We start from the raw sequence: 23,761 nt of genomic DNA on the forward strand, positions 1-23,761 counted from the left end.
TCAGGGCTGTACGGGCATGGTCCAGCAGTTGGAGACGGCGGGCCTGCCGGTCAGGCGGTCGGTGAGCCAGGAGATGGCGTCGGTCTGGTCGGTGAGCAGGGGCGCGAAGTGGTTGAGGAGCGCGCTGCCGACGCCGGGCAGGACGACGGCCTTGTACGTGACGTTGGCGCCCTTCGCGCACCAGTCGAGGGCGAGCCCGCGGGCCTGGGCGTGCGGGACGAGGTTGTCGCTGACGCCGGTCGCGAGGCGGACGGGCCCCGACGGTTTCAGCGTGCCGATGCGCTGGCTGTCGAGGAAGTCCTTGAGCGCGGGAGTCGAGGCGATGATGTCGCTGATGGACTGCCCGTCGGTGGTCCAACTGGTGCTCTTCGTATAGCCGTAGCCGAGGAGCGCGTCGGCGACGCACATCGTCGACAGGTCGGTGAGCGCGGCCTTTCCGGCGTCGTTGAGATGCGCCTCGGCAAGGGGCTTCAAGTCCGGGTCGGACTGCAGGAATCCGTTGAGCGACCAGCCGAGCGCGCCCGCGAGTTCGCTGCCGTCGATGGCCTCGGTGACGGAGGTCAGGTCGGCGGGCGGGGCACCGGCGTAGGTCCCGGCGAGGGTGACGTCGGGGGCGTAGGAGGACTGGAGTTCGGCGGCCGCGGCGGTGGCCCCGCCGCCCTGGCTGTAGCCGTAGAGCCCGACCGGCGAGGCGGCGGTGACCGAGGCCCCGCCGACCGAACGGGCGGCGCGTACGGCGTCCAGCACCGCGTGTGCCTCGTCGGTCCGGTTGACGTAGGTGTGCAGCCGGTCGGTGGCGCCCAGGCCGACGTAGTCGGTGACGACGACGGCGACGCCCTCGGCGAGGAGGCGGTAGATCGCCAGGTCCTCGTAACCGACCGAAACCGTCTGGCTGTTGAGGGACAGGGGGTGTTCCAGGCCCATGGACGCGGAGCACTGGTCGCCCTGTCCGAGGGTGCCGGGGGCGACCGCGACGAGGGGGCGCGGGCCGGTGCCGGACCAGTCGGCGGACGGTTCGATGTAGGCACCGGTGACGGCGACGGGCTGTCCGTTGGAGTCGGTGGACTTGTACATCAGCCGGGTCGCGGTGCCGGGGAGCGTGCCGTCGAGTCCGGGCAGGCTCAGGGCGAGGGGGAGCGGCTCGGTGCGGATCAGGGTGCCGTCGGCGGTGGGGAGGGTGGTGGGCGGGGTGTAGAAGGCGGGGATGGTGACGCCTCGGGAGACGACGTCGGCGGAGGCGGTGGACTCCGTTGCGGCGCCGGCCGTCGTGAGGGCGAGGGATTGGGCGCCGAGGCAGGCGGCGGCGGTGAACGCGGCGGCGAGCAGGCGTCGTTGGCGTGCGGGCATGGCAGACGAGGGGGGCATGGCGAACCTCCTGTGGAGCGGCCGTCAGGAAGTGGTTCGCCTCGAACTTACCTGTGGGTAAGTTACTCGTGATACCCGTCGGTAGGTTACGTTTCGGTAATGTGACGAATGGTCAGTCGGGTGTGATCGGTAAGTGTCGGGCGGCCGTCAGCCCACCGCCACCGCGACCCGCTCCAGGAACCCGGCGACCGCCTCCGGCTCGCTCACCATCAGGTCGTGACCGGTGTCGATGTCCCACAACCGCCCGGCCGCGCGGGCCGGTTCGAGGTCGGCGGGAGCGCGGTAGGGCAGCGTGGACGTGCATACGATCTGGGACTGGGGCAGCGCTCGCACTCCCGCCTCGTCCGTGAGCCGCAGCGGCTGGGTGAAGCACTTCCAGGGGTGCGGCGTGATCTTCGGCGCGAGCCAGGCGATGTCGTCCGGATCGGTCAACCCGTAGTCGGGCATGGGCCCTTCACCGGGGAAGTTCACCAGCTCGACCCCGTCCACCACCCGCCCCATGGCGCGGGACGCCGCCGTCAACTCCGGTGCGAGGTCGGCGAGGGACTGCCCGTTCGCCGGGGTGGCCGCGTCCAGATAGACGAGGTGACCGACGCGGTCGAGGGCGCGGTCGGCGACACCGGTGATGACCATCCCGCCATAGCTGTGCCCGACCAGAATCGCGTCCAACAACCCCTCGTACCGCAGCACTTGGACCACATCGGTGATGTGGGTGTCGAGGTCGACCCCGGGCCCGAGCAGATGCGCCCGCTCGCCGAGCCCGGTCAAAGTCGGGGCGTACACGTCGTGCCCGGCCGCGCGCAGGATCCGCGCGACGCGCTGATAGCACCATCCGCCGTGACTGCCGCCGTGCACGAGAACGTAAGTGGCCATGCGGGGCCTCCGTCGTGTTCCGGACTCGGGCTGTCCGACAACTGCCGGATAACCAACAGGTGTTGGAGAGAATACGGTTGCCTCATGCCAGCGCAACCCCCTGAACGTCAACCGGAACGTCAAGGTCTCCCCGACCCCCGCGTCCTCCGCTCCCGCGCCGCCCTCGAAGCGGCCCTGCGCGAACTGGTCACCGAGCGGGACCTGCGCCAGATATCCGTCGCCGACCTCACCAAACGCGCCGGCGTCAACCGCTCCACGTTCTACGAGCACTACGCCGACGTCCACGACCTGGCGGTCGCGGCGTGCACGGCGACGTACGACCAGTTGGTGGCCGCAGCCCCCATCCCGCACAGCCAACTGACCCCGGACGGCAGCCCGTTGCCGAACCCGCTTCCCTCCCTCTTCACCCATGTCGCCGACCACGCCCCCCTCTACCGCGCCCTCCTCTGCGACGAGGGCAGCGCCCGCATGATCAACCACCTCCTGCACCGCATCACCCTCGCGGCCCGCATCAGCCGCGGCCTGCGCACCGGTGAGGGAACCGCCGCGGACACCCCGCACGACCCGGTCTCCGCGTTCCTCGCGGGCGCGGTACTGGGCACGGTCATCGACTGGCTACGACGGGACTGTCCCGGCACGCCGGAGGAGATCGGGGCGGCGGTCTGGCCGTATGCGGTCGCTTGCGCGGAGGTGCTGCCGGGGGAGAGGGGAGATCAGTGGGCGAGGTGAGTGCGAGCGGGCAACGGCAGCACTGGGAGTTGCTGCCCGAAGCCGGCCTGGGCCCCCTGCGGTTCGGGATGAGCCCGGCCGAGGTCGCCGACGCCCTTCAGGTCCCCGGGCCGCATGAACGGGTGGGCGGCCCGTACGGCCAGGAGGACTTCGCCGACGGGGTGAAGGTGTTCTACGACGAGGACGGCCTGGCGTGCGTGGCACTGGACGCGGTCACGGGCCCCCAGGTCCTGCTCGCGGGATCGCCCCTGGCAGGCGGCGATCCCGAACAGACCCAGCAGTTCCTCCTCGACTACGCGGCGGAACACGGGAGTTGCCTGCTCTACACCCCGGACAACTCCCTCTCTCTGACCGATCTGGGGCTGCTTCTGCGCTCACAGCGGGTCGGGGACGTACGCCTGTCGCGTTCGCTCGTGGTGAAGGAGGAGTGGCTGGACTCGGAGTACCACCGGGACCGACTGCCCCTCGAAGGCGCCTGACGCGTGTTCCGCCAGGCGCCCGTGTTCCACCGAACCACCGTGGCGCCGAGGAGCGGGCGGCCGTCTCAGCGCTGAAGCGTCTCCGGGTGGCTGCCGTAGGGGCGGGTGATGATCTCCATGCCGTGGCCTGCCGGGTCCAGGAAGTACAGGCCGCGGCCGCCGTGGTGGTGGTTGATCTCGCCCGGTTGCTTCATGTGCGGGTCGGCGAAGTACGTGATCCCGGCCTGCCGGATCCGCTCGAACGCCGCGTCGAACTCGTCGTCGGAGATGAGGAAGGCGTAGTGCTGCGGGGTGATCGACTCGGCCGGGATGCCGGCGAAGTCCAGAGTGACGCCGTTGCTGGTGGCGACCGGAACGAACGGACCCCACTCGACCCCGACTTCAAGGCCCAGGATCCTCGCCAGGAACTCGGCGGATTCCCGGTTGTTCCGGGCGTGAACGATGGTGTGGTTCAACTCGACTGGCATGTGCGGAATGCCTCCGTAAGGCACCTCGCGGACACCTCCATGCCTCACCCGGCCGGTGACCGACACGCGATGCCGCGCCTGCGAGCCTATGCGGCGCGGTTCTCGTCGTCGAGTGGCTCTGGTCGCCCGGGCAGACCGCTCAGATCACCAACGCACACACCACCGAAGCCACCTCCACCACAACCCCCGCCTCCCCCAACGACCCGTCCCCCGAAACCCCCAACACCGCGACCGTCCCGCTGTGTTGGTTCGCCACCACCAGACCTCCCGGCACCGACGCGAGCCCACGAGGCCAGTTCCCCCCACTGGGGACCTCGCCCAGCGGTTCAAGGTCCGTGGCCGTGAGGCGGAACGCCGCCACCGTGTCCGCACCCCGGTTCGTGACCCAGACGTAGCGGCCGCAGTCCGAAGTGACGATGCCGCCGGGCTGGTTGGGGATGTCCGCCACGGCCGTGGCCGGCACCCGGGACAGTTCGTGCAGGGTGCCGGTCTCGGCGTCGTAGCGGTGGCAGGTCACCGTCGAGGAGAGTTCGTCGGCGCTGAGGACCAGGTCGCCGGTCGGGGCGAAGGCGAGGTGGCGGGGGCCGGAACCCGGGCGGAGTTGGGAGGCGGCGACCGGCTTCAACGTGCCGGTGGTGACGTCGAGTTCGTACGTGAACACCGTGTCCGCGCCCAGGTCCGTGGCCAGGATGTAGCGGCCGGCCGGGTCCACGAGGACCTGGTGGGCGTGGGTGCCCTCCTGGCGGCCGACCACCGGGCCCGAACCCTTGTGTTCGACCACGTCCGTCAGGTCCACGAGCCTGCCGTCGCCGTTCAGGCGGTGTACGGCGACCGTGCCGGGCAGTGTGTCCGTGCCGTAGTTGGCGGTGAGGAGGTAGTCGCCGCTCGGGTGGACCGTCAGGTGGCACGGGTTCGCGCCGCCGGTCAGGGGCGCTCCCAACGGCACGGGCGCGGCGCCCTCCCGGAGACCGAACGCGCTCACCGCACCCGCCGTCGACTCGTGCGTGGTGTAGGCGACGGGGAGGGTCGGGTGCGCCGCCAGGTACGAGGCGCCGCTCGCCGCCACCGTGTCCGTCACCCTCAGGCCGACCGCGTCTGCGTCCCCGGGCGTGAGGCTCAGCGTCGTCAGGCCCACTCCCTCGCCGCCCGTGTCCGGTGTGTACGAACCTGTCAGGACGGTAACTTGCCCGGTAATGCTCGCAATACTGGTCATCTGGTGCTCAGTTCCTCAGCGGAGTACGTCGTCGTGGTGGTCCAGCAGGGCCAGTTCGGCGCGGCGCGGCAGGCCTTCCCAGTCGCCCTCCGTGCCGACCGCGAACGCGCCCAGCCGGGCCGCCGTGTCCAGCCGGACTTCCGGCGGAGCGCCCGCGAGCAGCTCGGCCAAGTAGCCCGCCACGAAGGCGTCCCCCGCGCCCACCGAGTCATGGACGCGGGCAGGCAGCGCGGGTTGGCGGTAGGGGTGGCCGTCGACGAGGGCGAAGGCTCCCTCCGCGCCCAGTTTGATCACCGCGCCGGTCGGGCCCAACTCGCAGATTCCCTTGGCCAGTTCCTCGGGTTCGTGGCGGTCCGGCACCGCGAGGCGGGCCTCGTGCGGTCCCGCGAACACCAGGTCGCTGTCGTGGAGCAGGGGCAGCACCGCCGCCCTCGCCTCGTCCTCGTTCCACAACAGGGAACGGAAGTTGATGTCGAGGGACACCAACACCCCGGCGTCGCGGGCGATATCGACCGCGCGCCGGACCGCGCGCGCCGGTCCCTCCCCCAACGCTGGTGTGATGCCGGTGACATGGAGGACCGCCGCCCCCGCCACCGTCTCCTCCGGGATGTCCTCGGGGGCCAGCCGGACGCCCGCCGTCGCCGTCCGGTAGTAACGCATCCGGTGGTGCGTGCTGGTGCGTTTCTCCTTGAGGAGGAGGGACGTCGGGGCCGGGTCGCGTACCGCCAGGGCCGTGACTCCTTCCGCCCGCAGCTCTCGTAGCACCAACTCGCCCAGCTCGTCCTCGCTCACCCGGCCGATCCAGGTCGCCCTGCCGCCCAGGCGGCTGACGCCCACGGCCACGTTCGACTCGGCGCCCGCGATGCCGAGGCGCAGGGTGGTGCCCAGGGTGAGCGGGCCGGGGCCGGCGGCGGACAGGACGCCGAGGGTCTCGCCCACGGTGACGAGGTAGGGCTCGTCGCTCTCGACCGGCTTGCGGCTGTTCACAGATGTCGCTCCTTGGCCCCGGTATCGGGCCTGACCGTCTTCAGCAGTGCGCGTGCCCGTGCCGTGAGGGCGCTCAGCGCCTCCGGGGCGGGGTCCCGGTCGGCGCCGCGCAGCAGGGGGGAGCCGACGCCCACGGCGAGGGCCCCCGCCGCCACGTACAGCCCCGCCGCCTCCAGGTCCACGCCGCCGACCGCCATGAGCGGTATCTCCGGTAGCGGGGCGCGGAGTTGGGCCAGATGGGTGGGGCCTCCGGTGCAGGCAGGGAAGAGTTTCACGGCCGCCGCGCCCGCCCGCCAGGCCGTGATCACCTCGGTCGCCGTCCAGGCCCCCGGGTAGAAGGGGATGCCCTCGTCGGCCGCGGTGCGGATGACGTCCGGTTCCACGTTCGGGGAGACCAGGAACTCGGCGCCCGCGGCCAGCGCGTCCCGGGTGTCGGCCGCGGTGAGGACCGTACCGGCGCCCACCGAGACGGCGGCGCCGAGTTCGTCCTTGATGCGGGCGATCGCCTCCAGCGCGCCCGCGGTGGTGAGGGTGACCTCCAGGCAGGTCACCCCGCCGGCCGCGAGGGCATGGGCCGCGGCGGGCAGCCCGGAGGCGTCGGCCGACCTGAGGATGGCCATGACCCGGGTGCCGGTCAACTGGCCGGTCACCAGGGGCCGTTGAAACTGTCGTATGGAACTACTTGCCTGACGGTCCGTCACTTCACCGCTCCCGCCGACATTCCGGCGACCATCTGGCGCTGGAAGAAGATGAAGATGACGAAGAGGGGCAGGACGCCGAGCAGCGCGGCCGGGAAGAGGGTGGTCGGCTGCACGGTGTGCGGGTCGATGAAGGAGTACGCGTTCACCATGACCGTGCGCTTGCCCGGGTCCTGGAGGAAGACGAGGGGGACGAGGAGGTCGTTCCAGATCTGGAGCGAGATGAAGGTCAACAGGGTGCTGGTGACCGGCCGTAGCAGCGGCAGGATGATGACGAAGAACGTGCGCAGCGCGCCGCAGCCGTCGAGGGCCGCCGCCTCCTCCAGGTCGGTCGGGACCTGGCGGATGAAGCTGGTGTAGAAGAACACGGCGAGCGGCAGGTTGAGCGCGGTGTAGATGAAGACGACGCCCGCGTACGTGTCCAGCAGGTTCAGGTCGCGCATCAGCAGGTACAGGGGTGCCACGACGACGAACACCGGGATCGACGTGCCGAGGATGAACAGCCGGTACACCGCCGTCGACCAGCCCGCGGTGATCCGGGCCAGCGGGTAGCCCGCGAGCGCGCCGAGCACCGTGATGAGGATGCACGAAAGCCCGGTGATCAGAAGGGTGTTGAGGGTGCTGGTGCCGTAGTGGATCTGGCTGAAGGCGTTCGTGAAGTTCTTCAGGGTGAAGGAGTGCGGTATGCCCAGCGGGGAGCGTGCCACGTCCGCCGCCGTGCGCAGCGAGGTCACGATCGTGAAGACGAACGGCAGCACGAACAGGACCGTGCCGAGGCAGAGCACCGCCGTGCCGAGGCCGGCGACGAGCCTGCGCGGCGTCCACGGGGCGGAGTTGGGGGACCGGTCCGGGGGCCGGGGTGTGTCGCGCTGCCCGGCGGGGCGGCTGATCTCCGGTGCGGAGACCGGAGTCGAGAGGGGTGAGGTCATGGGGTGATCCGTCCGATTCCAACGGTGCCGACGGGGTGCGTACGTCCTTGGAGGCGTCCGTACGGCGTCACACGCGCCGTTCGCGCAGCCTGAGCAGGGAGTTGGTCGCGCTGGACAGGACGACCACGGTCACCAGGAGCAGCACCGCGAGGGCGACGCCGTAGGCGAACTTCCCGCCGCCGAAGATGTTCCGGTACACGAGCAGGGTCAGGGTGTCGGTGGCGCCGGCCGGGCCGCCGTTGGTCAGGACGAGCGGGAACTCGAAGACCTTGAGCGAACCGATCAGGCTGAGCGTCACGTTGACGGTCAACGCGGGTGCCAGCAGCGGCCATTCGATGCTGCGGAAGCGCCGCCAGCCGCTCGCTCCGTCCAGGGCGGCGGCCTCCAGGAGTTCGGTCGGCATGCTCATATAGCTGGCGAGGAAGATCGCGCACGAGTAGCCGGTGAACATCCAGATGTTGACGGTCGCGACCGAGTACAGCGCGGTCGACGGGTCGCCGAGCCAGACGTGCTTGAGCGCGCCGAGGCCGACCCCGTCGAGCAGGGCGTTGAGCCCGCCGTTCGGTGCGAAGAGGTACGACCAGATGAACGCGGCCATCAGCGGCGAGATCAGCGTCGGGGTCAACAGGACGACGTTCAGGGCCTTTCGGACCCTCGGGCGGCGGAACAGCATCGACGCGAAGAGCAGCCCGAGGCCGTTCTGCACGACGACGACCACGACGGCGTAGAGGACCGTGTGCCACAGCGCCGCGGAGACCGCCGGGTCGTCCGCCATCGCCTTGTACTGGTCCGTGCCGACGAAGTGGGAGATCGGGCCGCCGACGCTGTCGGTGAAGCTCAAGTACACGCCCTTGAACAGCGGGTACAGGATGAAGAGCGCGTACACGGCGATCGCGGGGAGCAGGAAGGCGGCCATGGTGGCACGCCGTCGGTGGAACACGGGGGATCAACCTCCTTGGCCGTCAGGCCCCTTGGGGGAGTGGGTGGGACGGGGGTGGGCCGGCCGGCTCGATCACCCGGCCGGTGTTCGACTGACCGGACGGCCCAATTGCCCCACCGATACGGCTACTTGGCGGAGGCCGCCGTCTGGATGTCCTTCAGCGTCTTCGCCGCGTCGGACTGGCCCAGCAGGAACGACTGGATCTTGGAGCCGGTGTCGGTCTCCGACTGGCTGCCGTACCAGGTGTTGGAGGGCAGGACCCGGTAACGGCCCTCGCTGAAGGCGGTGTTGAAGATGGTCGTCTCCGTCGAGTCGGGCGTGGTGCCACCGGTGAACGGCGACTCGGCGTGCTCGGCGTCCAGGTACTTCGCCAGATTCGCGCTCTGCGACCAGAACTTGACGTACTCCTTCGCCGCATCCGCGTGCTGCGACTGGGAGTTGACGCCCCACGCGGTGCCGGAGAACAGCATCGCGTTCGGCTTGGTGCCCGCCGCACCGCCCGGCCAGGGGGCGAACGACACCGGGAAACCGGCCTTCTTGATGTTGGAGACCTGCCAGGCGCCCTGGTACCAGAAGGCGCTCTTGCCGGCGCTGAAGTCCTGCGGGCCCTGCGACCACTCGTCGACGCCGAGTTCGTTCTTCCAGTTCACGAAGCCCTTGTCATCGAGGGTCTTGAGCTGGGCGAGCGGCTCCTTCCAGTCCGAGGCGAAGGACGCCTTGCCGGCCAGGAAGTCCGTGTCCCACTGCTTGTTCTTCTGGTAGACGGTCGTCGAACCGCTCGCCTGGAAGACCGAGCTGCCGGTCCAACCGGCCTTGTCCGGCAGCGAGATGGGCGTGATCCCGGCCTTCTTGATCTTCGCGAGGTCGGCGAGGAACGTCGGCCAGTCGGCGGGGACCTCGGTGATCCCGGCCTTCTTCAGCAGGTCCATGTTGGCGTACAGACCGATGCCGATCAGCTCCATCGGCATCGCCAGCGTCTTGCCGTCGCTCTGCGTGAACGGCTTCGCGGCGGAGGATATGGAGCTGACCCACGACTCGTTCGACAGGTCCGCGAGGTAGCCGGAGGCGCCCCACTTCTTCATCTTGTCCGCGTCGACCATGATGACGTCGCCGGCCTTGCCGCCCAGCAGCTCGGGCTGCAGCTTCTGCGTGTAGGTCGGGTCCGCGGTGGTGTACTTGAAGTCGATCTTGATCTTCGGGTGGGCCTTCTCGAAGGCCTTGTTGATCTCGGCGATGTTCGCCGGCTCCGCGCCGCCGCCCTTCCACGCCTCCACGTGGAGCGTGACCGTCCCGTCCGCCGAGGTCGAGTCGGAGCCGCCGCCACAGGCGGCGAGCGACGTCGCCAGGGCGGCGACCGTGGTGGCGACCGCGAGCAGTCTCCCGGAGCGCTTCATTGCACACCTCACCCATCATCGGCGCATGCCGATTTCGTCGTGCTTGCAGGGGTTTGTGAAGAAAGTTGAAGGTCCGCGATGTTCGCCGAGTCCCGTCGGCGGTGCGAGGACCATGGTGGTTTGTCGGGCCTGAATGGATATATCACTGAAATCCATCCAGGGAAACCGGTTGACCAACGACTTCGGCGAACGCTAGGTTGCGGCGCCAGAAGGTGTCAAGAGGTCAAACGCAACACTGCACGCCGAACGCCACACCCCAGGCGAATCCGGCAGCAGGGCATGATTCGCAGGACGGCCGGGGTCGTCGACAGCGTGGTTGACAGGGAGGACTCGCGTGGCTGAACAGCCCGTACGGGCAAGGCTGGTGGACGTCGCACGGGAGGCGGGAGTCTCCAAGGCGACGGTCTCCAAGGTGCTCAACGGACGGCAGGACCTGTCCGTCCGCCCCGAGACCAGACAGCGCGTCCACGAGGTCGCCGCCGCCCTGGGCTACCGCCCGCACTCCGGGGCCCGCGCCCTGGCCGGGGCCAGCACCCACGCCCTGGCCCTGCTGGTGCCGGCCCTCAACAACCCGACGTACGTGACCATTTCGCGCGGCGCCTACCGACGCGCCCGTGAGCTGGGCTATCTCTCCCTGCTCGCCGAGGACTTCGACGGCCAGGAGGCCGACGACACCTTCAACGACCTGGTGAAGGAAGGCCGTGTGGACGGCCTGCTGATCGCCTCCGCCCGACCCGGCCATCCCCTACTGGAGACCCTGAGCCGCAACCCGGTTCCGCATGTCTTCCTCAACCGCGCCGTCAAGGGCTCGGGCCGCAACGTCACGATGGACGTGGCCCGCTCCAGCGTCACCGCGCTCGACCACCTCCACACACTCGGTCACCGGGTGATCGGCCACATCGCCGGCCCCTCGGGGATCACCCCCAGCGAGGACCGCCGGGACGCGTTCCTACGGCACGCCGCCGCACTGGGACTCGTCGCGGCACCGGTCGCCTCCGGCGACTTCACCGAGGAGGGCGGCGCCTCCGCCGCCCGCGAACTCCTCACCCCCGCCGATGGGAAACCTCAGGTCACCGCGTTGTACACCAGCTCGCTCGCCCAGGCCATGGGGGCGATGCGGGCCATCCACGAACGTGGCCTGCGCATCCCCGAGGACATCTCGCTGGTCGGCAACGACGACCTTCCCGTCGCCGCGTACCTCACCCCACCGCTCACCACGGTCGCGATGCCGCTGCACGAACTGGGCACCGCGGCGGTGGACGCCCTGGTCGCGGAGATCCAGGGCAAGCCGCCGGGGGACGTGGTCGTGCCGACCGAGCCGAGTCTGGTGTTGCGGGGGTCCACGGCGCGGCCGGGGGCCGGCGGGGTGGAGTGACCCGTAGGACCCCTAGATCCCCTAGGACCCGTACGACCCTTACGACCCGCAGTACCCCGTAGGGCCCGTAGGGCCCGTAGGACCCGTAGGACTCGCACCACCCGCAGTACCCCTAGGACCCGCACGATCCGACCGGACGGGTCGGCCCGAGCCGTAGGCCGACCCGGAAGGGCACCCCCGTAGGACGGACGTAGGACGGATGACCGGACGGGCCGGTCACGCCGAGAGGAACGCCATGAGCCGCACCACCCCCGACAGCTTTCCCGACCGTCACGCCTCTCGTTTCACCGGGCGTACGGCCCTCCTCACCGCCGCCGCCTCCGGCATCGGCGCCGCCACCGCCCGGCGCCTCGCCGACGAGGGCGCGTCCGTGCTGGTCACGGACGTGGACGCGGCGGGTGCGGAGAAGGTGGCCGACGAGGTCCGCGCCAAGGGCGGCCGTGCCCGTCACCTGGGGCTCGACGTCACGAACCCCGAGGCGTGGCCGGAGGCGATCCGCACGGCCCAGGAGTGGACCGGCCGCCTCGACCTGCTGCACCTCAACGCCGGCCGCAATCTCCCCGGCGCGATCCACGAACTCGACGACACCTCCTGGCACGACCACCTCCGCCTCGCCCTCGACTCGGTCTTCTACGGCGTCCGGGCCGCGGTCCCCCTGCTCACGGCATCCGGCGGCGCGGTCGTCGTCACGGGCTCCGTGCACGCGGTGCTCGGCTTCAGCGGCTTCCCGGCGTACGCGGCGGCGAAGGGCGGAGTCAGCGCGCTGGTACGGCAGTTGGCGGTCGAGTACGCGGGCCGGATCAGGTTCAACGCGGTGGTGCCCGGTGCCGTGGAGACCGGTCTCTGGACCGACGCACCGGACGAGTACCGGGCCAAGACGGCGGCCCGCACCCCGGTCGGGCGGCTCGGCGAACCCGAGGACATCGCCGCGGCCGTCGCCTTCCTCGGCTCGGACGACGCGTCGTTCATCACCGGCCAGAACCTGGTCGTGGACGGCGGGCGCAGCATCAGCTCGCAGGAGTAGACCCCCGGATTCCCCGGATCAAGCGCTCGGCGCCCTCTCACCCCTCCCGTACCCGTACCCGTACTAGTCGTACGCGTATTCGTCATACCCGTAGGACCCGGAGGTCCGCAGCATGAAAATCACCGGATACGAGCTGTTCCTCGTCGAACCGCGCTGGCTCTTCCTGCGCGTCGACACCGACGAGGGGATATCCGGCTGGGGCGAGCCCATCGTGGAGGGCAAGGCCCACACCACGGCCCGGGCGGTCGAGGAGATGTTCGACTACCTGACCGGCCAGGACCCCGCCCGCATCGAGGAGCACTGGCAGATGCTCGCCAAGGGCGGCTTCTACCGCGGCGGCCCGGTCCTCAGCAGCGCCCTGGCCGGCATCGACCAGGCCCTGTGGGACATCGCGGGCAAGACCCACGGCGTACCGGTGCACCAACTCCTCGGCGGCCACGTCCGCGACCGCGTCCGCATCTACGGCTGGCTCTACGGCGAGAGCCCCGAGGAACTCGCCGAGTCGGCGGCCGGGCAGGTCGCCAAGGGCCTGACGGCCGTAAAGATGAACCCCTGCGCACAACTTGAGCCGCTGGCGACCCCCGCGGCGATCGACGCGATCGTGGCCAGGGTGGCCGCCGTACGGGAAGCGATCGGCCCGGACCGCGATGTGGCCCTCGACTTCCACGGCCGCTTCAGCGGAGCGATGTCCCGTCGCGTACTCCCGTACCTGGAACCGCTGTTGCCGATGTTCGTGGAGGAACCGGTCCTCCCGGAATTCACCCGCGACCTCGGCGACGTGGTCCGCGCCACCTCCATCCCCATCGCGACCGGCGAACGCCTCTTCTCCCGCTGGGACTTCAGGGACGTGCTCGGCGCCGGAATCGCGGTGGCGCAGCCCGACATCAGCCACGCGGGCGGCATCTCGGAGACCCGCCGTATCGCCGCGATGGCCGAGGCCTACGACGTGCTGGTCGCCCCGCACTGCCCGCTCGGCCCGATCGCGCTCGCCGCGAGCCTCCAACTCGACTTCGCCGTACCGAACTTCCTCATCCAGGAACAGTCCCTGGGCATCGGCTACGGCGACAGCAGCGGCCTGCTCGGCTACCTCGCCGACGCCTCCCCCTTCGAGGTCCGGGACGGCTACATCCACCGCCTGACCGCCCCCGGCCTCGGCATCACGGTCGACGAGGACAAGGTCCGCGCCGCCGCCGAACGCGGCCACCGCTGGCGCAACCCGGTCTGGCGCAACGCGGACGGTTCGCTCGCGTCCTGGTAGCCCAAGTGCCGTAAAGGGCAGGGCTGTTGGCACCGCGCTGCCCCGACGCCGTCGAATCCGGCGTCGGGACAGCGCCACACGCTCCAGGCGCACCGGCGGCAACCGGTCATCGCGCCTGGTGAAGAGGGGAATCTCGCCGCACGCAGCGGCAAGGGACACATCCACCCATCCAAGGAGCGCGCAATGAAGCGTCGCAGATTCGGTTCTCCCGGCGGACCCGTTTTCGCCACAACCCGACGAAGGCCAGGGGTCCTCGCCCTGCTCGCCGCGATGGCGGGCGCCCTGCTCGTCCCCGTCGCCGCCACCAACGCGGCGGCAGCGGGCACGAGTTACTACGTCGACTGCTCGGCCTCCACCAACGGCACCGGCACCAGCGCCAGCCCCTGGAACTCGGTAACAGCCGTCAACAGCACGACATTCGCAGCGGGCGACAGCATCCTCTTCAAGGCCGGCACCACCTGCACCGGCCAACTCGCCCCGGGCGGCTCGGGTTCCTCGGGCAGCAACATCTCGATGGCGTCGTACGGCAGCGGCGCGAAGCCGGTCATCGACGCGGCGGGCGCGACGGGCGCGGTCATCCACCTCCTGAACCAGCAGTACTGGGACATCGGCGGCCTGGAGCTGATCGACAACTCCTCGTCCCCCGCCTACCGTTCGGGCGTCCTGGCCGAGAACAGCTCCGGCGGCGTCCTCAACCACATCCGCGTCCACGACATGTACATCCACAACATCGCTGGCTACGGCGGCGGTTGGTACTCGACAAACGCGGGCGTCGGCGTCCAGACCGACCACACCACCCCGGTCTCCACCTGGAACGACGTGGTGGTCGAGAACAACACCTTCGACCACGTGGACCGCATAGCGGTGGCGGTGACACCGGACGCGGACGGCCAGGGCACCGGCCTCACGACCGGCACGGTCATCCGCAACAACACGATGACGTACGACGGCGCGGACGACATCCTCGTCGTGAAGAACGACGGCGCCCTCATCGACGGCAACAAGGCGGGCTACGGCGGCGCCAAGTCGACCTGCCCGCCCTCCGGTCAGTACTGCAACGGGGCCTCGGCCGGCATCTGGATGTCCGGCAGCAGCAACACCGTCGTCCAGAACAACGAGGTCTACTGCCACATCAACGGCGCCGACGGCACCGGCTTCGACGTGGACTGGGGCAACCACAACACCACGTTCCAGTACAACTACAGCCACCAGAACCTCGGCGGCTTCCTGCTGGTGATGCCTCCCTTCACCATCGCCAACGAGCCCACGTCGACCGTCCCCAGCGACGGCACGGTGGTCCGCTACAACATCAGCGAGAACGACGGCAGCAACTCCGGCTGCCCCACGTCCGGTACGCAGACCCACGGCGGCGGAGTCCTCCACTTCGTGGGCGGAGTCCCGAACCAGAGCGGCAGTTCGTCGGCGGTCCCGCTCTTCTACAACAACACGTTCTCGGTGCGGGACGGCCTGAGCACCCCGATCCTCTACTCCCGCGCGGGCACGTCGATCAGCGGCGCGCTGTCCTTCAAGAACAACGCGGTCTTCAACTACGGCTCCGGCAACTACTTCACCACCACCGGCACTTCGACCTACTCCAACAACCTCTTCTACGGCAACCACCCGTCCCGCGAGCCCGCGGACGCGGCCAAGGTGACGGCGGACCCGGAGTTCCGCAACGCCGGCAACGCCAACACGTCCTCCTCCTACACCGGCAAGAACGCCTACCAGGTCCACCCGTCGTCCCCGGTCGTCCGGGCGGGCGCGGTCATCGCGTCCAACGGCGGCTACGACGCCTACGGCAACGCGGTCTCCGCCACGGCGGCCCCCAACATCGGCGCTTACAACGGCACCGGCGGCAACCTGCTGTCCAACGCGGGCTTCGAGACGGGCAGTCTGTCTCCGTGGACGCAGGCGAGCGGTACGGCGTCCTCGGTCACGGCGTCCAACTCCCGTACGGGAGCCGATGCGTTGACGACGGCGGCGAGCGGCAGCGGCGCGAACCAGTCCCTGACGGGCCTCTCGCCTTCCACCACGTACCTGCTCACGGGCTGGGGCAAGGTGGCGACGGCAGGCGAGACGCTGGCGATCGGCGTGAAGAACTTCGGCGGCACGGAGACGTACACGAACATCGCGTCCTCGTCGTACTCCCAGGCGGCGATCGTCTTCACCACGGGTTCCTCCAGCACGACGGCCACGGTCTACTGCTGGAAGAACGCCGGTGGAACGGGGGCGGGTTACTGCGACGACCTCGCGGTCGAGCCCCTGACGTCCGCCACCAACGCGGTCACGAACCCGGGCTTCGAGACGGGCGCGCTGACTCCGTGGACCCAGAGCGCGGGTACGGCGTCGAGTGTCGTGTCGTCCAACTCCCGTACCGGCACGTACTCGTTGCAGACGGGGGTGAGCGCGAGCGGCGCCATCCAGACGGTGAGCGGCCTTGCCTCCGGCGGCAGTTACCTGCTGGCGGCGTGGGCGAAGGTGGGCACCGCCGGTGAGGAAGTGGCCGTAGGCGTGAAGAGCTTCGGCGGTACGGAGACGTACCTGCGGGCGTCGACGACGTCGTACGCACAGGAACCGGTCTTCTTCACGACGGGTGTGTCCAACACGTCGGCGTCGGTGTACTGCTACAAGAACTCCGGTTCGGCGGCGGGCTATTGCGACGACTTCACGGTGGTGAAGCTGCCGTAACACTGCGTACTGCCCCTTGGCGGGGGCGAGCAACGCACAACCTCTGGGTTCATGGCCTGGGGGTTGTGCGTTGTGGCGTTGCGCGGTCCGTCCCTGATGCGGTACGCGCAGGGCGGCGGATTGACCGCCGAGCGGCGACAGTTTCGTGAGCGGATCCGGTACGAGGCGGGCGGACGTTTCACACGCGGCGAGAAGACCGCGGTGATCGCGAAGGATCTGCGGGTGAGTGAGCGGTTGGCGGAACACTGGCGGCGTGCCTGGCGGGAAGGCGGGATGGATGCCCTCGCCACCGCAGGGCCGCCGAAACTGCCCAAGCTGTCCGACGACCAGTTCGCGGAGTTGGAGAAGGATTTGGCTCTCGGACCCGCCGAGCACGACTGGGAGGGGACCAGCGGTGGATCCTGGCACGGATCGGAGTCCTGATCGCCTTCAGGTTCCGGATCGACTGCTTGATGGCGGCGGTATGGCGGCTGCTGCTGCACCGCCACGGCTGGTCCTGGCAGTCTCCCGCGCGCCGGGCCATGGAAGGCGACGAGCATGCGGTCGAACTGTGGAAGGAGGATGTGTGGCCGCGGGCGGAATGACTGCGGCGGCACCGCAAGCACAAGGGAACCGGACGCGACAGCTTCGCCTGGAGCGACTACGCGACCTGGTCGTCCGCGCCCACATCCAGCCCGGCGCCCCCATTGTCTTGATTTGGGACAATCTCAACACCCACCGGGTCGCCGGGATGCGTGAGTACACGGCCGCACAACACCGCCTTCACTGACGACGAGCATCTTGAACGCACCCTGTGTCGGGGCCTGCGTCATATCCAGCTCCGGCGCGACCTCGTCGACGGCTGCCTTGCCGGTACCGGACACCCTCACCGAGCACCAGACAACAATCCGACGAGCTCAGTAACTCCTATGCCCCGCACTCGTCCTCGCGATGCTCAAGAACACCGCCCGCGCGGAGGCACTTGGTCTGCCTCCTGAGAGGGAGCCGAGAGGGGCCGGCTACTCCCGGAGGAGGAGACCGACCCCTACGTCGAGCGGACGGGATCAGCTCAGGCCGAGGTCCGACAGCGCGGTCGTCCAGTCCGTGACGATCGCGTCCTGGGCGTCGGAGAGGGTGACGGTGCCGGCGCAGACGGCCTTCTTGAGCTTGTTCTCGACGGTGTCCTTGTTGCCGGCGGTCTTGGTGCCGTACTCCGGCTCGGGCCAGAGGTTGAGCTCGCTCTTGGGGGCACCTCCGAGTTCGAGGGGGACGAAGTGGTCCTCCTCGTAGTCCGAGGTGCTGGTGTCCGTGTAGCCGTACTCGACGATCTGCTTCTTCTTCAGCGCGGTGGTGTAGGAGCTGGACGGCCGGACGGTCGCGGTCCACCCGGAGACGCAGATGGTGGAGTCGATGGTGGACTGGGTGACGTCCGGGTTGAAGTCGCCGGGCTGGCAGGTGGGGTCGGGGAGGGGGAGGTAGTCCTGGCTGCAGCTCTGCGCGTGCGCGGTGCCGGCTGCGACCGTGAGGCCGGCGGCGGCGAGGGCGAGGGAGGAGAAGGCGGTGACCACGGAGCGGGATATTCGGGGCATGGGGGAGATCTCCCGGAGCGGTGCCCGGCAGGAATTCCGGGCGGTCGTGAGCATGACAGCACCGGGATCATCTATGCGGGTAGAGCCCTTTGCCGGTCCCGAAGATCCCTTTGTTGAATGTTTTAGTACGCCGGAACCGACGGAGAGGAAGTCATGGCCCGCGCATGGTTGTCGGCATCACGCGCAGGGGCCCGGTGACGGCCCCCTCGCAACGTGAGCCCCATAACCACATTGCCCCTTCTGTATCCCGGCGCCATGGGCACGAAAGTCCGCGGCCAGGCGACCCGCACGGGAGCCCGGGTGCTGTACGTTCCCACCGGCCGCGGCCCCGCCAGCCTCCAACGAGCCCAGGAGGCACGCCTGGAGTCGGCTGAATCTCTCGAATCCGCCCTGGCCGCAAGCGACTTCATGCTGTCGGTCTGCCCGCCGCACGCGGCGGAGGACGTGGCGCACAAGGTCCTCGCGCACCCCTTCCGAGGTGTGTACGTCGAGGCCAACGACATCAGCCCGGACCGGATCCGGCGCATCGCCGCCGCCTGCGCCGAGCATGACGTACTCATGCGCGTACCGCATGCCACCGGCCTACTGCGGGGATCAGCACCCGACAACAGCCCGAAAAGATCAGTAGCCGACGGTCGGGCTCAGCCGATGACCAAGCGGTGACCTGCCGGCGCCGGCCGGGCACACTTTGCCTCACGGGGCAGGTGTCTCAAAGGTGTTGCTTGCCCCGGCTGACAAGTCGGCTGATGCCGGCGCGAGTTCGAGCCCTCCGAGCGTCGAACTCGTCCCTGCCGTCGGCCTTGGATACCACCGTGATGTCGGCGAGCACGTCCTCCGCGGCCCGGCCCAGCGCCTCGTCGTCCGTGAGCATCTGCACCCGGAACAGGGCCTCTTGGGCGTGGGAACGGAGGCCGTAGGCTCGGATGCGCACCGTGTCGGCGTCCTCCGGTGGCGGCTGTTCGTGCTCGCAGAACCAGAGGTGGACCAGGCAGCGGCGATAGTTGATCAGCGCGCCGGCGTAGACGGAGTAGGCGTCGAGCCGTTCCTGCCGGAGCTTCTCGCGGCGCGCGATCTGGTGACTCCGGTCGGTGGTGCGCTGCTGGAACGCCAGGGTGATCCCCGAACCGAGCAGAGTCCCCAGGACGGCTATGCCACTGGCGATGATGGTCTCCACGCGGCAAGCTGATCACGCGAGGTCGGCGTCGGCATGCTGTATGCCCAACGTTGACCGGCCCCTCACACCTCGGTGATGTCAGCCCTTCGTGCCATCATCCTCGCGTGTTGAAGATCCCCGGTTATGAAGGCGGCCCGCTGGTCGAGGGCGGTGGGCATCTGGACAATCCGTTGTTCTGGCCTGTGCATCTGGGCAGTTGTCTGCGCGGCGAGGACGCGCAACGAGCCGCGTTCGGAGCTGACTGGGACGCGGCGATGCGGCTCTACAACGTGCTCTCCGCCGAGAAGGAGTGGCCGACGTTCAGCGTGCCTCTCCGCTCCGGCCACACCATCCACATCGTCTACCGCAACTACGACGGTGACCGAGGGGTGGACTACCTGATCCATCACCCGACTTGGCCGTCGGCGGAAATCCTGGCTGTGGTCGACGGCCACTTCATGGGCCCTGGGCTGGGCTGGCCGGAGTTGCTGTCTGCTGCCAGCCAGCAGTCAGCGAAGGGAGTTGGCGACCATGACTCCCGCCTCTTGCTGCTCTTCCCCGCACTCGGCGATGCACAACTGCCCGACGACGCGGCCATTGCCCTCACCACCGCGCTCAGGACTCTCACCTGGATCGAAGAGCCCGCCGACGTGGCGAGCTTGCTCCTTGAGAACCAGGGTCATTGGGCTCCTGCTTACTGGACCTCGGCGAACGGCGTCCGCATCAACGACGGCAGCCATTCGTACCGGAATCCCGGCAACGCCTTTGCTCTGCCTGGGGGCCGCCTGCTGGAGATCAGTAACGCGCTGAATGCCGGTGAAGGGCGGGATCGGCGGACGGCCGGCTGATGTCTCCTGGAGCGGCGTGGGTTTCACCGTGATTCTCCGCTGCGCCCCGCGGGATCTGGTGTGCTTGTGGTGAGGCCCGTTCCCGGTGCGGTACTGGGGGACACCGGTGACTTCGTCTTTCGCCGGCGTTGGCGCCAGCGCTCCGACAGCTCCCCGGTCACGACGGAGGCGGCGGCCATTCCGGCACACGTCGTCCAGCTCTTGTAGTCGGCGATGAGCAGTCCGAAGAGGCGGAACACCACCGTGACCAGGCACCACCAGACGGCAAACCATGCCGCCGCGCCGATCCACCCGATCCACCTTGCTCTGTCGCTCACGAGCCAAAGGTAACTGGCCCGTCTGGACCCGTGGATGCGTGTCCAGACAGAGAGGACGCAAGCAGGGGCGGCATTGCGGGCTGGCGCCGGACCCTGCCGGTTGCTGGGATTGCCGTACTTCATTGCTGTACCGCAGGATCGAACGATGTCCCGATCAGCAGGCGCGCACACTGCCGACCCGTGCCCGCGATGCTTCGTCGAAGCGGTCCGTTTGGGCAAGCCGATGACGGTTGGTGGGTGCGATGTCGTCGGCTACCTCTGCGATCGCTGCGCGCACGCGTGGATTCGGCCGGTTGAGGACGACCTGGACGTCTACGACGCTGTCAGGGTGGACCTTCCCAACGCCACGCTCTACGGCAGCGTTTGGGGGGTGGAGGGTGATCGCGTTCAGGTGCGGGGTGCGGGGTGCGGGGTGCGGGGTGCGGGGTGCGGGGTGTGGGTGGGGAGTGGGTGCGGTGGGTTGAGCGGTGGCGGGTGATCGTTTACTGAGGGCCACCCCCGTGGGTGGCACCTTGTGTGATGACCCTTCGTCCCGAAGCAACTTGGGTGGGGGAGCTGCCTAGGGCTGGTGCGCTTCTCAACTGGGCTGATGGTTTGCAGGTGTTCGTGCTCGTGCGCTGTTGTGCGTCAGCGTTGTCACGCAGTTGGACACTCACCTGGTAGGACGACAAGGAGGCGGACTGGCGCTTATAACGCCTGCGGGCTCTAAGCTTGACCTGCCACTTGGCCTTGGGCTGGCATCGCTAATACCTGAACGTCGACACGTATTCGGAACGGCCCCAAAAGATCTCCCAGTGTGACTACCCATCTGGGTTCTGACGGTGCATCCGAACCGGCAGGGTTGAGAGGTTGCGATGGCGATGCCAGCGTCACCGCCGGAGGAGGGTCGTTGTGCGGCCTGTCGTGGATTTGAACCTGACAGACATGCGCCAGACTGTCCGGATCAGAAGGCGATGGCTGATGCGGTCGACTCAGCAACGGGGGTTGCTGCACCACTCCTTGGCGGCTTCACCCTAACTTTGATTGGATTGATCGTTTCGGGTCCCGAAGACTTCCGCTGGGCCGGATGGGCGCTACTCCTGCTGACTTTGGCCGTGCTGCTGTTCGTGACCTGTGTGCAGGCTGGCTTTTGGGCACGTAGAAGCCGTCCTGGGAGCTTTCTTCAGCTCGCGGAGTACTACGCGACTTCCACAGGTAGCTACAGGATCTGGGTGCGTGTGGCGAGCGACACCTACGACACCGCGATTGTGCTGCTCTTCTGTGGCCTAGGGGCGGTACTTGCTCCTGTAGGCCAGAGAGATGTGGGACTTCGATGGGTAGCCAGCGGAATGTGCTTCGCTGCCGCCGTTGCTGAGGTTGTCTGGCACTTTGCAGCCCGCCGCAGGGGTAGGGCTCAGTAGAGGCAGCAACGGCTCCGGTGGGTGCTTCGGTCCCCGAGATGTGCGCAGGCCGTCGCCCTTTGGCTAGCCGATTGGTGGTCGTTTGTCCACGGACAGTCCACGGTGCGCTGCCCACCGCTTTAGGAGTTCGACCTACACCCCCTGGGCCGTCGACGACTGGTCCGACGGTCGCCCGGGCGGTGTTGCTGTGCGCCGCCGTCCGGCCCCGTTGATGTCAGCCGTGGATGTCAACGGCTCTGACATCCTGCGCCAGTGAGAATGACATGGGCCGCCTTCTGGGCGCTGATAGCCACCCTGAACGGCGAAGCCACGCAGGCGAGTTGCCGGCGCCTGGCTGAGGAGCTGAGTCGCCGTTCCGTTCCCGACATCATCGGCTTCGCGGAACGACATGCCGAGGCTCTGTACCGCCTGGACCAAGAGAAGTTCGGGACGCTTCCCGTTGCCGACATGACGGGCCGGAACGGCGGGCCCTTGCCGCAGTCTGCCGACGGGTTCCTGTACGCCCGTTGCGCTGTCGTCGCCGCAGGACAGGCCGCATGGGAAGGCGCTTTCTTCGATGCCGACAAGTTCGCCCCGTACACCTCCGCCGAGTGTGAGGGGGAGTGGCTGCTGTATGTGCCGGATCGGGCATACGAACTCGCCACCAGGAAGGAGTGGGACCGCTCAACCCCGTACTGCTTCGAGAGCTACTCCAACAAGGATGGATGGCCAAACCTGGGGAGCTGAGGTGGACTCCCGCTCGACGAGGACCTCGTAGGGCGGTCCTCCTGGCGCCGGGTCGCTGTCAGTGCTGCTTGCCAGTTTGCCTAGTGGAGGTAGACCGGTCAGAGAACCTTCGAGGTTTGCGGTCAGGGGGCAAAGGTCCCCGGGGGCCACCTCGGGACTATGTTGCAGGCCGTGGATCCCCACCCACTCATCCTCCGCGAGGGAAGTGGTCAGCACCGCTTGAGATCCCAGCACGCTTTCCAACTGTGGGGGTGGGGTCTTGGGCGGCGTTCGGGGGCGTTCACCTGAGTTCATTCGTGGTCGCCCACTGGCGTGGGAACGGTTCCGGGTCTTGCCTGAACGACCGTGAACAGGGCTGAATGAGACGGAAACTGAGACGGCCCACGGCGCGGAATCTCACTCGATGATCTCGGACCGCTCTCGAACCTGTTCGTCCAGCTTGCCTTCCTTCCGGTCGCTCAGTGCGGCTGCGTATCCGGCCATGACCGCCTCGTGTACGACGTCGTGGAGGTCTATGGGGACGATGTCGAAGATGCCGGAGCAGAAATTCGCGGCTGCGTCGTACACAGGTCGGTAGTGCGTGTAACGGATGCCGGCGTCCAGTGGCTGACGAGACTGCGTAGCTCTTCCTTATGGTCATCGCTCACATCGACGTCACTACCCTCGCGCCATTGTGGAGTACCGCGCCTCCGTGGACCTCGGCCGATGCGGCAGCTTGAGGCGCGGTACTCCGCTGTTGTACTGCAGGCGGTGGCCATACCTGTTTCCAGCCGGGATCGCCGCAAGATCGCGAAGTCAGACTGGAGTACTAGCAGTCTGGGGGACGCTGATGGATCCCTGGGTTCCCACAGCGCATGACGTGCCGATGTCCTAGGGTGATGCCCTGCCGTTTCTGGGATCTCTGGGGGCTTTGTGGACGTTACGGTGGGTGTGCTGCTGGGCGAGGCCCATGACTCCGACCGCACGACCGATGAATTGGATGAGACCGGACACGCTCCTGCCGCGGGACGTCGGAGACGGGAAAACGGCATCAGGAACCACATGGTCGTGATGGGCGAGGACGTCCTGCGTAGCGCGGCCGAGGCGGTCGGACGCGAAGTGGCCCTGGTGGTAGCGGGCGTCGTCGGGGGCATCGACGCGCGCGGTGCCGATTCCGGGGAGGGCGTGCTCGATACGGGGTCGTTCGATATCGGAGATGTCGAGCTGAAGTTCGGTGTCAAGGCAGTACTGGGTGCGGGAAAAGCCGTAGAGGCACTGCTCACGGCTTCTGGTGAAGCAACAGTCGAAGTGACTCTGAGGCTACAGAAACGGCCCGTGGCCGGGACCTGAT

23 protein-coding genes and 1 pseudogene are annotated in these 23,761 nt (G+C 68.5%); 11 read left to right on the forward strand and 13 right to left on the reverse strand.

Annotated elements, in window-relative coordinates:
• Together OG223_RS27985 and OG223_RS27990 are read right to left on the reverse strand one after the other, a co-directional pair.
• Positions 1-1,347 (reverse strand): alpha/beta fold hydrolase, encoded by a 1,347-nt coding sequence (locus OG223_RS27985; protein ID WP_329265516.1) that lies wholly within the window; start codon positions 1,345-1,347, stop codon positions 1-3.
• A gap of 165 nt (positions 1,348-1,512) precedes the next feature.
• Positions 1,513-2,238: an alpha/beta fold hydrolase gene (locus tag OG223_RS27990; protein WP_329254236.1), complete on the reverse strand. Its 726-nt coding sequence runs from the start codon at positions 2,236-2,238 to the stop codon at positions 1,513-1,515.
• A gap of 84 nt (positions 2,239-2,322) precedes the next feature.
• On the opposite strand from OG223_RS27990, the gene OG223_RS27995 reads away from it, so the two are divergent.
• Together OG223_RS27995 and OG223_RS28000 are read left to right on the forward strand one after the other, a co-directional pair.
• The gene (locus OG223_RS27995) at positions 2,323-2,967 is read left to right on the forward strand and encodes a TetR/AcrR family transcriptional regulator (RefSeq protein ID WP_329254239.1); all 645 of its coding nucleotides are present in this window, start codon (positions 2,323-2,325) and stop codon (positions 2,965-2,967) included.
• Positions 2,955-3,446 carry a hypothetical protein gene (locus OG223_RS28000; RefSeq protein ID WP_329254242.1) on the forward strand — a complete coding sequence of 164 codons (492 nt, stop codon included), beginning with the start codon at positions 2,955-2,957 and terminating at the stop codon, positions 3,444-3,446. The genes OG223_RS27995 and OG223_RS28000 overlap by 13 nt, the downstream gene beginning before the upstream one ends.
• Positions 3,447-3,511: 65 nt before the next feature.
• Here the strand turns inward: OG223_RS28000 and OG223_RS28005 are convergent, their stop codons facing one another.
• The 7 genes from OG223_RS28005 to OG223_RS28035 all read right to left on the reverse strand — a co-directional run bounded on the left by OG223_RS28005 (position 3,512) and on the right by OG223_RS28035 (position 10,074).
• The gene (locus tag OG223_RS28005) at positions 3,512-3,913 is read right to left on the reverse strand and encodes a VOC family protein (protein ID WP_329254245.1); all 402 of its coding nucleotides are present in this window, start codon (positions 3,911-3,913) and stop codon (positions 3,512-3,514) included.
• 139 nt (positions 3,914-4,052) lie between these two features.
• Positions 4,053-5,126, reverse strand: coding sequence for a lactonase family protein (locus OG223_RS28010; protein WP_329254247.1), 1,074 nt, complete (start codon positions 5,124-5,126; stop codon positions 4,053-4,055).
• Between the two features lie 15 nt (positions 5,127-5,141).
• On the reverse strand, positions 5,142-6,113 hold the full coding sequence (locus OG223_RS28015; RefSeq protein ID WP_329254250.1) for a sugar kinase: 972 nt from the start codon (positions 6,111-6,113) through the stop codon (positions 5,142-5,144).
• Complete coding sequence (locus OG223_RS28020; RefSeq protein ID WP_329254253.1) at positions 6,110-6,763, reverse strand: bifunctional 4-hydroxy-2-oxoglutarate aldolase/2-dehydro-3-deoxy-phosphogluconate aldolase; 654 nt, start codon at positions 6,761-6,763, stop codon at positions 6,110-6,112. The genes OG223_RS28015 and OG223_RS28020 overlap by 4 nt, the downstream gene beginning before the upstream one ends.
• Before the next feature lie 47 nt (positions 6,764-6,810).
• Complete coding sequence (locus OG223_RS28025; RefSeq protein ID WP_329254255.1) at positions 6,811-7,740, reverse strand: carbohydrate ABC transporter permease; 930 nt, start codon at positions 7,738-7,740, stop codon at positions 6,811-6,813.
• A gap of 67 nt (positions 7,741-7,807) precedes the next feature.
• Entirely contained in the window at positions 7,808-8,680 is an 873-nt protein-coding gene (locus OG223_RS28030) for a carbohydrate ABC transporter permease (RefSeq protein WP_329254259.1), read from the reverse strand.
• Positions 8,681-8,805: 125 nt separating this feature from the next.
• A complete protein-coding gene (locus OG223_RS28035) occupies positions 8,806-10,074 on the reverse strand; it encodes an ABC transporter substrate-binding protein (RefSeq protein WP_329254262.1) in 1,269 nt (422 codons plus the stop codon).
• A gap of 334 nt (positions 10,075-10,408) precedes the next feature.
• Between OG223_RS28035 and OG223_RS28040 the strand changes: the two genes are divergently transcribed.
• From OG223_RS28040 to OG223_RS53995, 5 genes and pseudogenes are all read left to right on the forward strand, one after another.
• Positions 10,409-11,449 carry a LacI family DNA-binding transcriptional regulator gene (locus OG223_RS28040; protein WP_329254265.1) on the forward strand — a complete coding sequence of 347 codons (1,041 nt, stop codon included), beginning with the start codon at positions 10,409-10,411 and terminating at the stop codon, positions 11,447-11,449.
• 235 nt (positions 11,450-11,684) lie between these two features.
• Positions 11,685-12,473: an SDR family NAD(P)-dependent oxidoreductase gene (locus tag OG223_RS28045; RefSeq protein ID WP_329254268.1), complete on the forward strand. Its 789-nt coding sequence runs from the start codon at positions 11,685-11,687 to the stop codon at positions 12,471-12,473.
• A 112-nt stretch (positions 12,474-12,585) separates the two neighbouring features.
• Positions 12,586-13,731, forward strand: coding sequence for a galactonate dehydratase (gene dgoD / locus OG223_RS28050; RefSeq protein WP_329254271.1), 1,146 nt, complete (start codon positions 12,586-12,588; stop codon positions 13,729-13,731).
• 183 nt (positions 13,732-13,914) lie between these two features.
• Complete coding sequence (locus OG223_RS28055) at positions 13,915-16,419, forward strand: right-handed parallel beta-helix repeat-containing protein (protein WP_329254274.1); 2,505 nt, start codon at positions 13,915-13,917, stop codon at positions 16,417-16,419.
• Between the two features lie 96 nt (positions 16,420-16,515).
• Positions 16,516-17,279, forward strand: a pseudogene (locus OG223_RS53995) (winged helix-turn-helix domain-containing protein); the annotation flags it as partial.
• A gap of 183 nt (positions 17,280-17,462) precedes the next feature.
• Here OG223_RS53995 and OG223_RS28070 read toward each other — a convergent pair.
• A complete protein-coding gene (locus OG223_RS28070) occupies positions 17,463-17,987 on the reverse strand; it encodes a hypothetical protein (protein WP_329254280.1) in 525 nt (174 codons plus the stop codon).
• Between the two features lie 255 nt (positions 17,988-18,242).
• On the opposite strand from OG223_RS28070, the gene OG223_RS28075 reads away from it, so the two are divergent.
• Positions 18,243-18,650 (forward strand): hypothetical protein, encoded by a 408-nt coding sequence (locus OG223_RS28075; RefSeq protein ID WP_329254283.1) that lies wholly within the window; start codon positions 18,243-18,245, stop codon positions 18,648-18,650.
• A gap of 46 nt (positions 18,651-18,696) precedes the next feature.
• On the opposite strand, the gene OG223_RS28080 is transcribed toward OG223_RS28075, so the two are convergent.
• Entirely contained in the window at positions 18,697-19,161 is a 465-nt protein-coding gene (locus tag OG223_RS28080; protein WP_329254286.1) for a hypothetical protein, read from the reverse strand.
• A 104-nt stretch (positions 19,162-19,265) separates the two neighbouring features.
• Between OG223_RS28080 and OG223_RS28085 the strand changes: the two genes are divergently transcribed.
• On the forward strand, positions 19,266-19,988 hold the full coding sequence (locus OG223_RS28085; protein WP_329254289.1) for a hypothetical protein: 723 nt from the start codon (positions 19,266-19,268) through the stop codon (positions 19,986-19,988).
• A gap of 23 nt (positions 19,989-20,011) precedes the next feature.
• On the opposite strand, the gene OG223_RS28090 is transcribed toward OG223_RS28085, so the two are convergent.
• A complete protein-coding gene (locus OG223_RS28090; RefSeq protein WP_329254292.1) occupies positions 20,012-20,305 on the reverse strand; it encodes a hypothetical protein in 294 nt (97 codons plus the stop codon).
• A gap of 1,658 nt (positions 20,306-21,963) precedes the next feature.
• Between OG223_RS28090 and OG223_RS28095 the strand changes: the two genes are divergently transcribed.
• A complete protein-coding gene (locus OG223_RS28095; protein WP_329265520.1) occupies positions 21,964-22,431 on the forward strand; it encodes a DUF4240 domain-containing protein in 468 nt (155 codons plus the stop codon).
• Between the two features lie 396 nt (positions 22,432-22,827).
• On the opposite strand, the gene OG223_RS28100 is transcribed toward OG223_RS28095, so the two are convergent.
• On the reverse strand, positions 22,828-22,998 hold the full coding sequence (locus OG223_RS28100) for a hypothetical protein (RefSeq protein WP_329254294.1): 171 nt from the start codon (positions 22,996-22,998) through the stop codon (positions 22,828-22,830).
• A 357-nt stretch (positions 22,999-23,355) separates the two neighbouring features.
• Here OG223_RS28100 and OG223_RS28105 point away from each other — a divergent pair, with 357 nt between their 5' ends.
• Positions 23,356-23,760, forward strand: coding sequence for a hypothetical protein (locus tag OG223_RS28105; protein ID WP_329254298.1), 405 nt, complete (start codon positions 23,356-23,358; stop codon positions 23,758-23,760).
• Position 23,761: the final 1 nt, after the last annotated feature.

It is taken from the genome of Streptomyces sp. NBC_01478 (assembly GCF_036227225.1).
GTDB lineage: Bacteria > Actinomycetota > Actinomycetes > Streptomycetales > Streptomycetaceae > Streptomyces.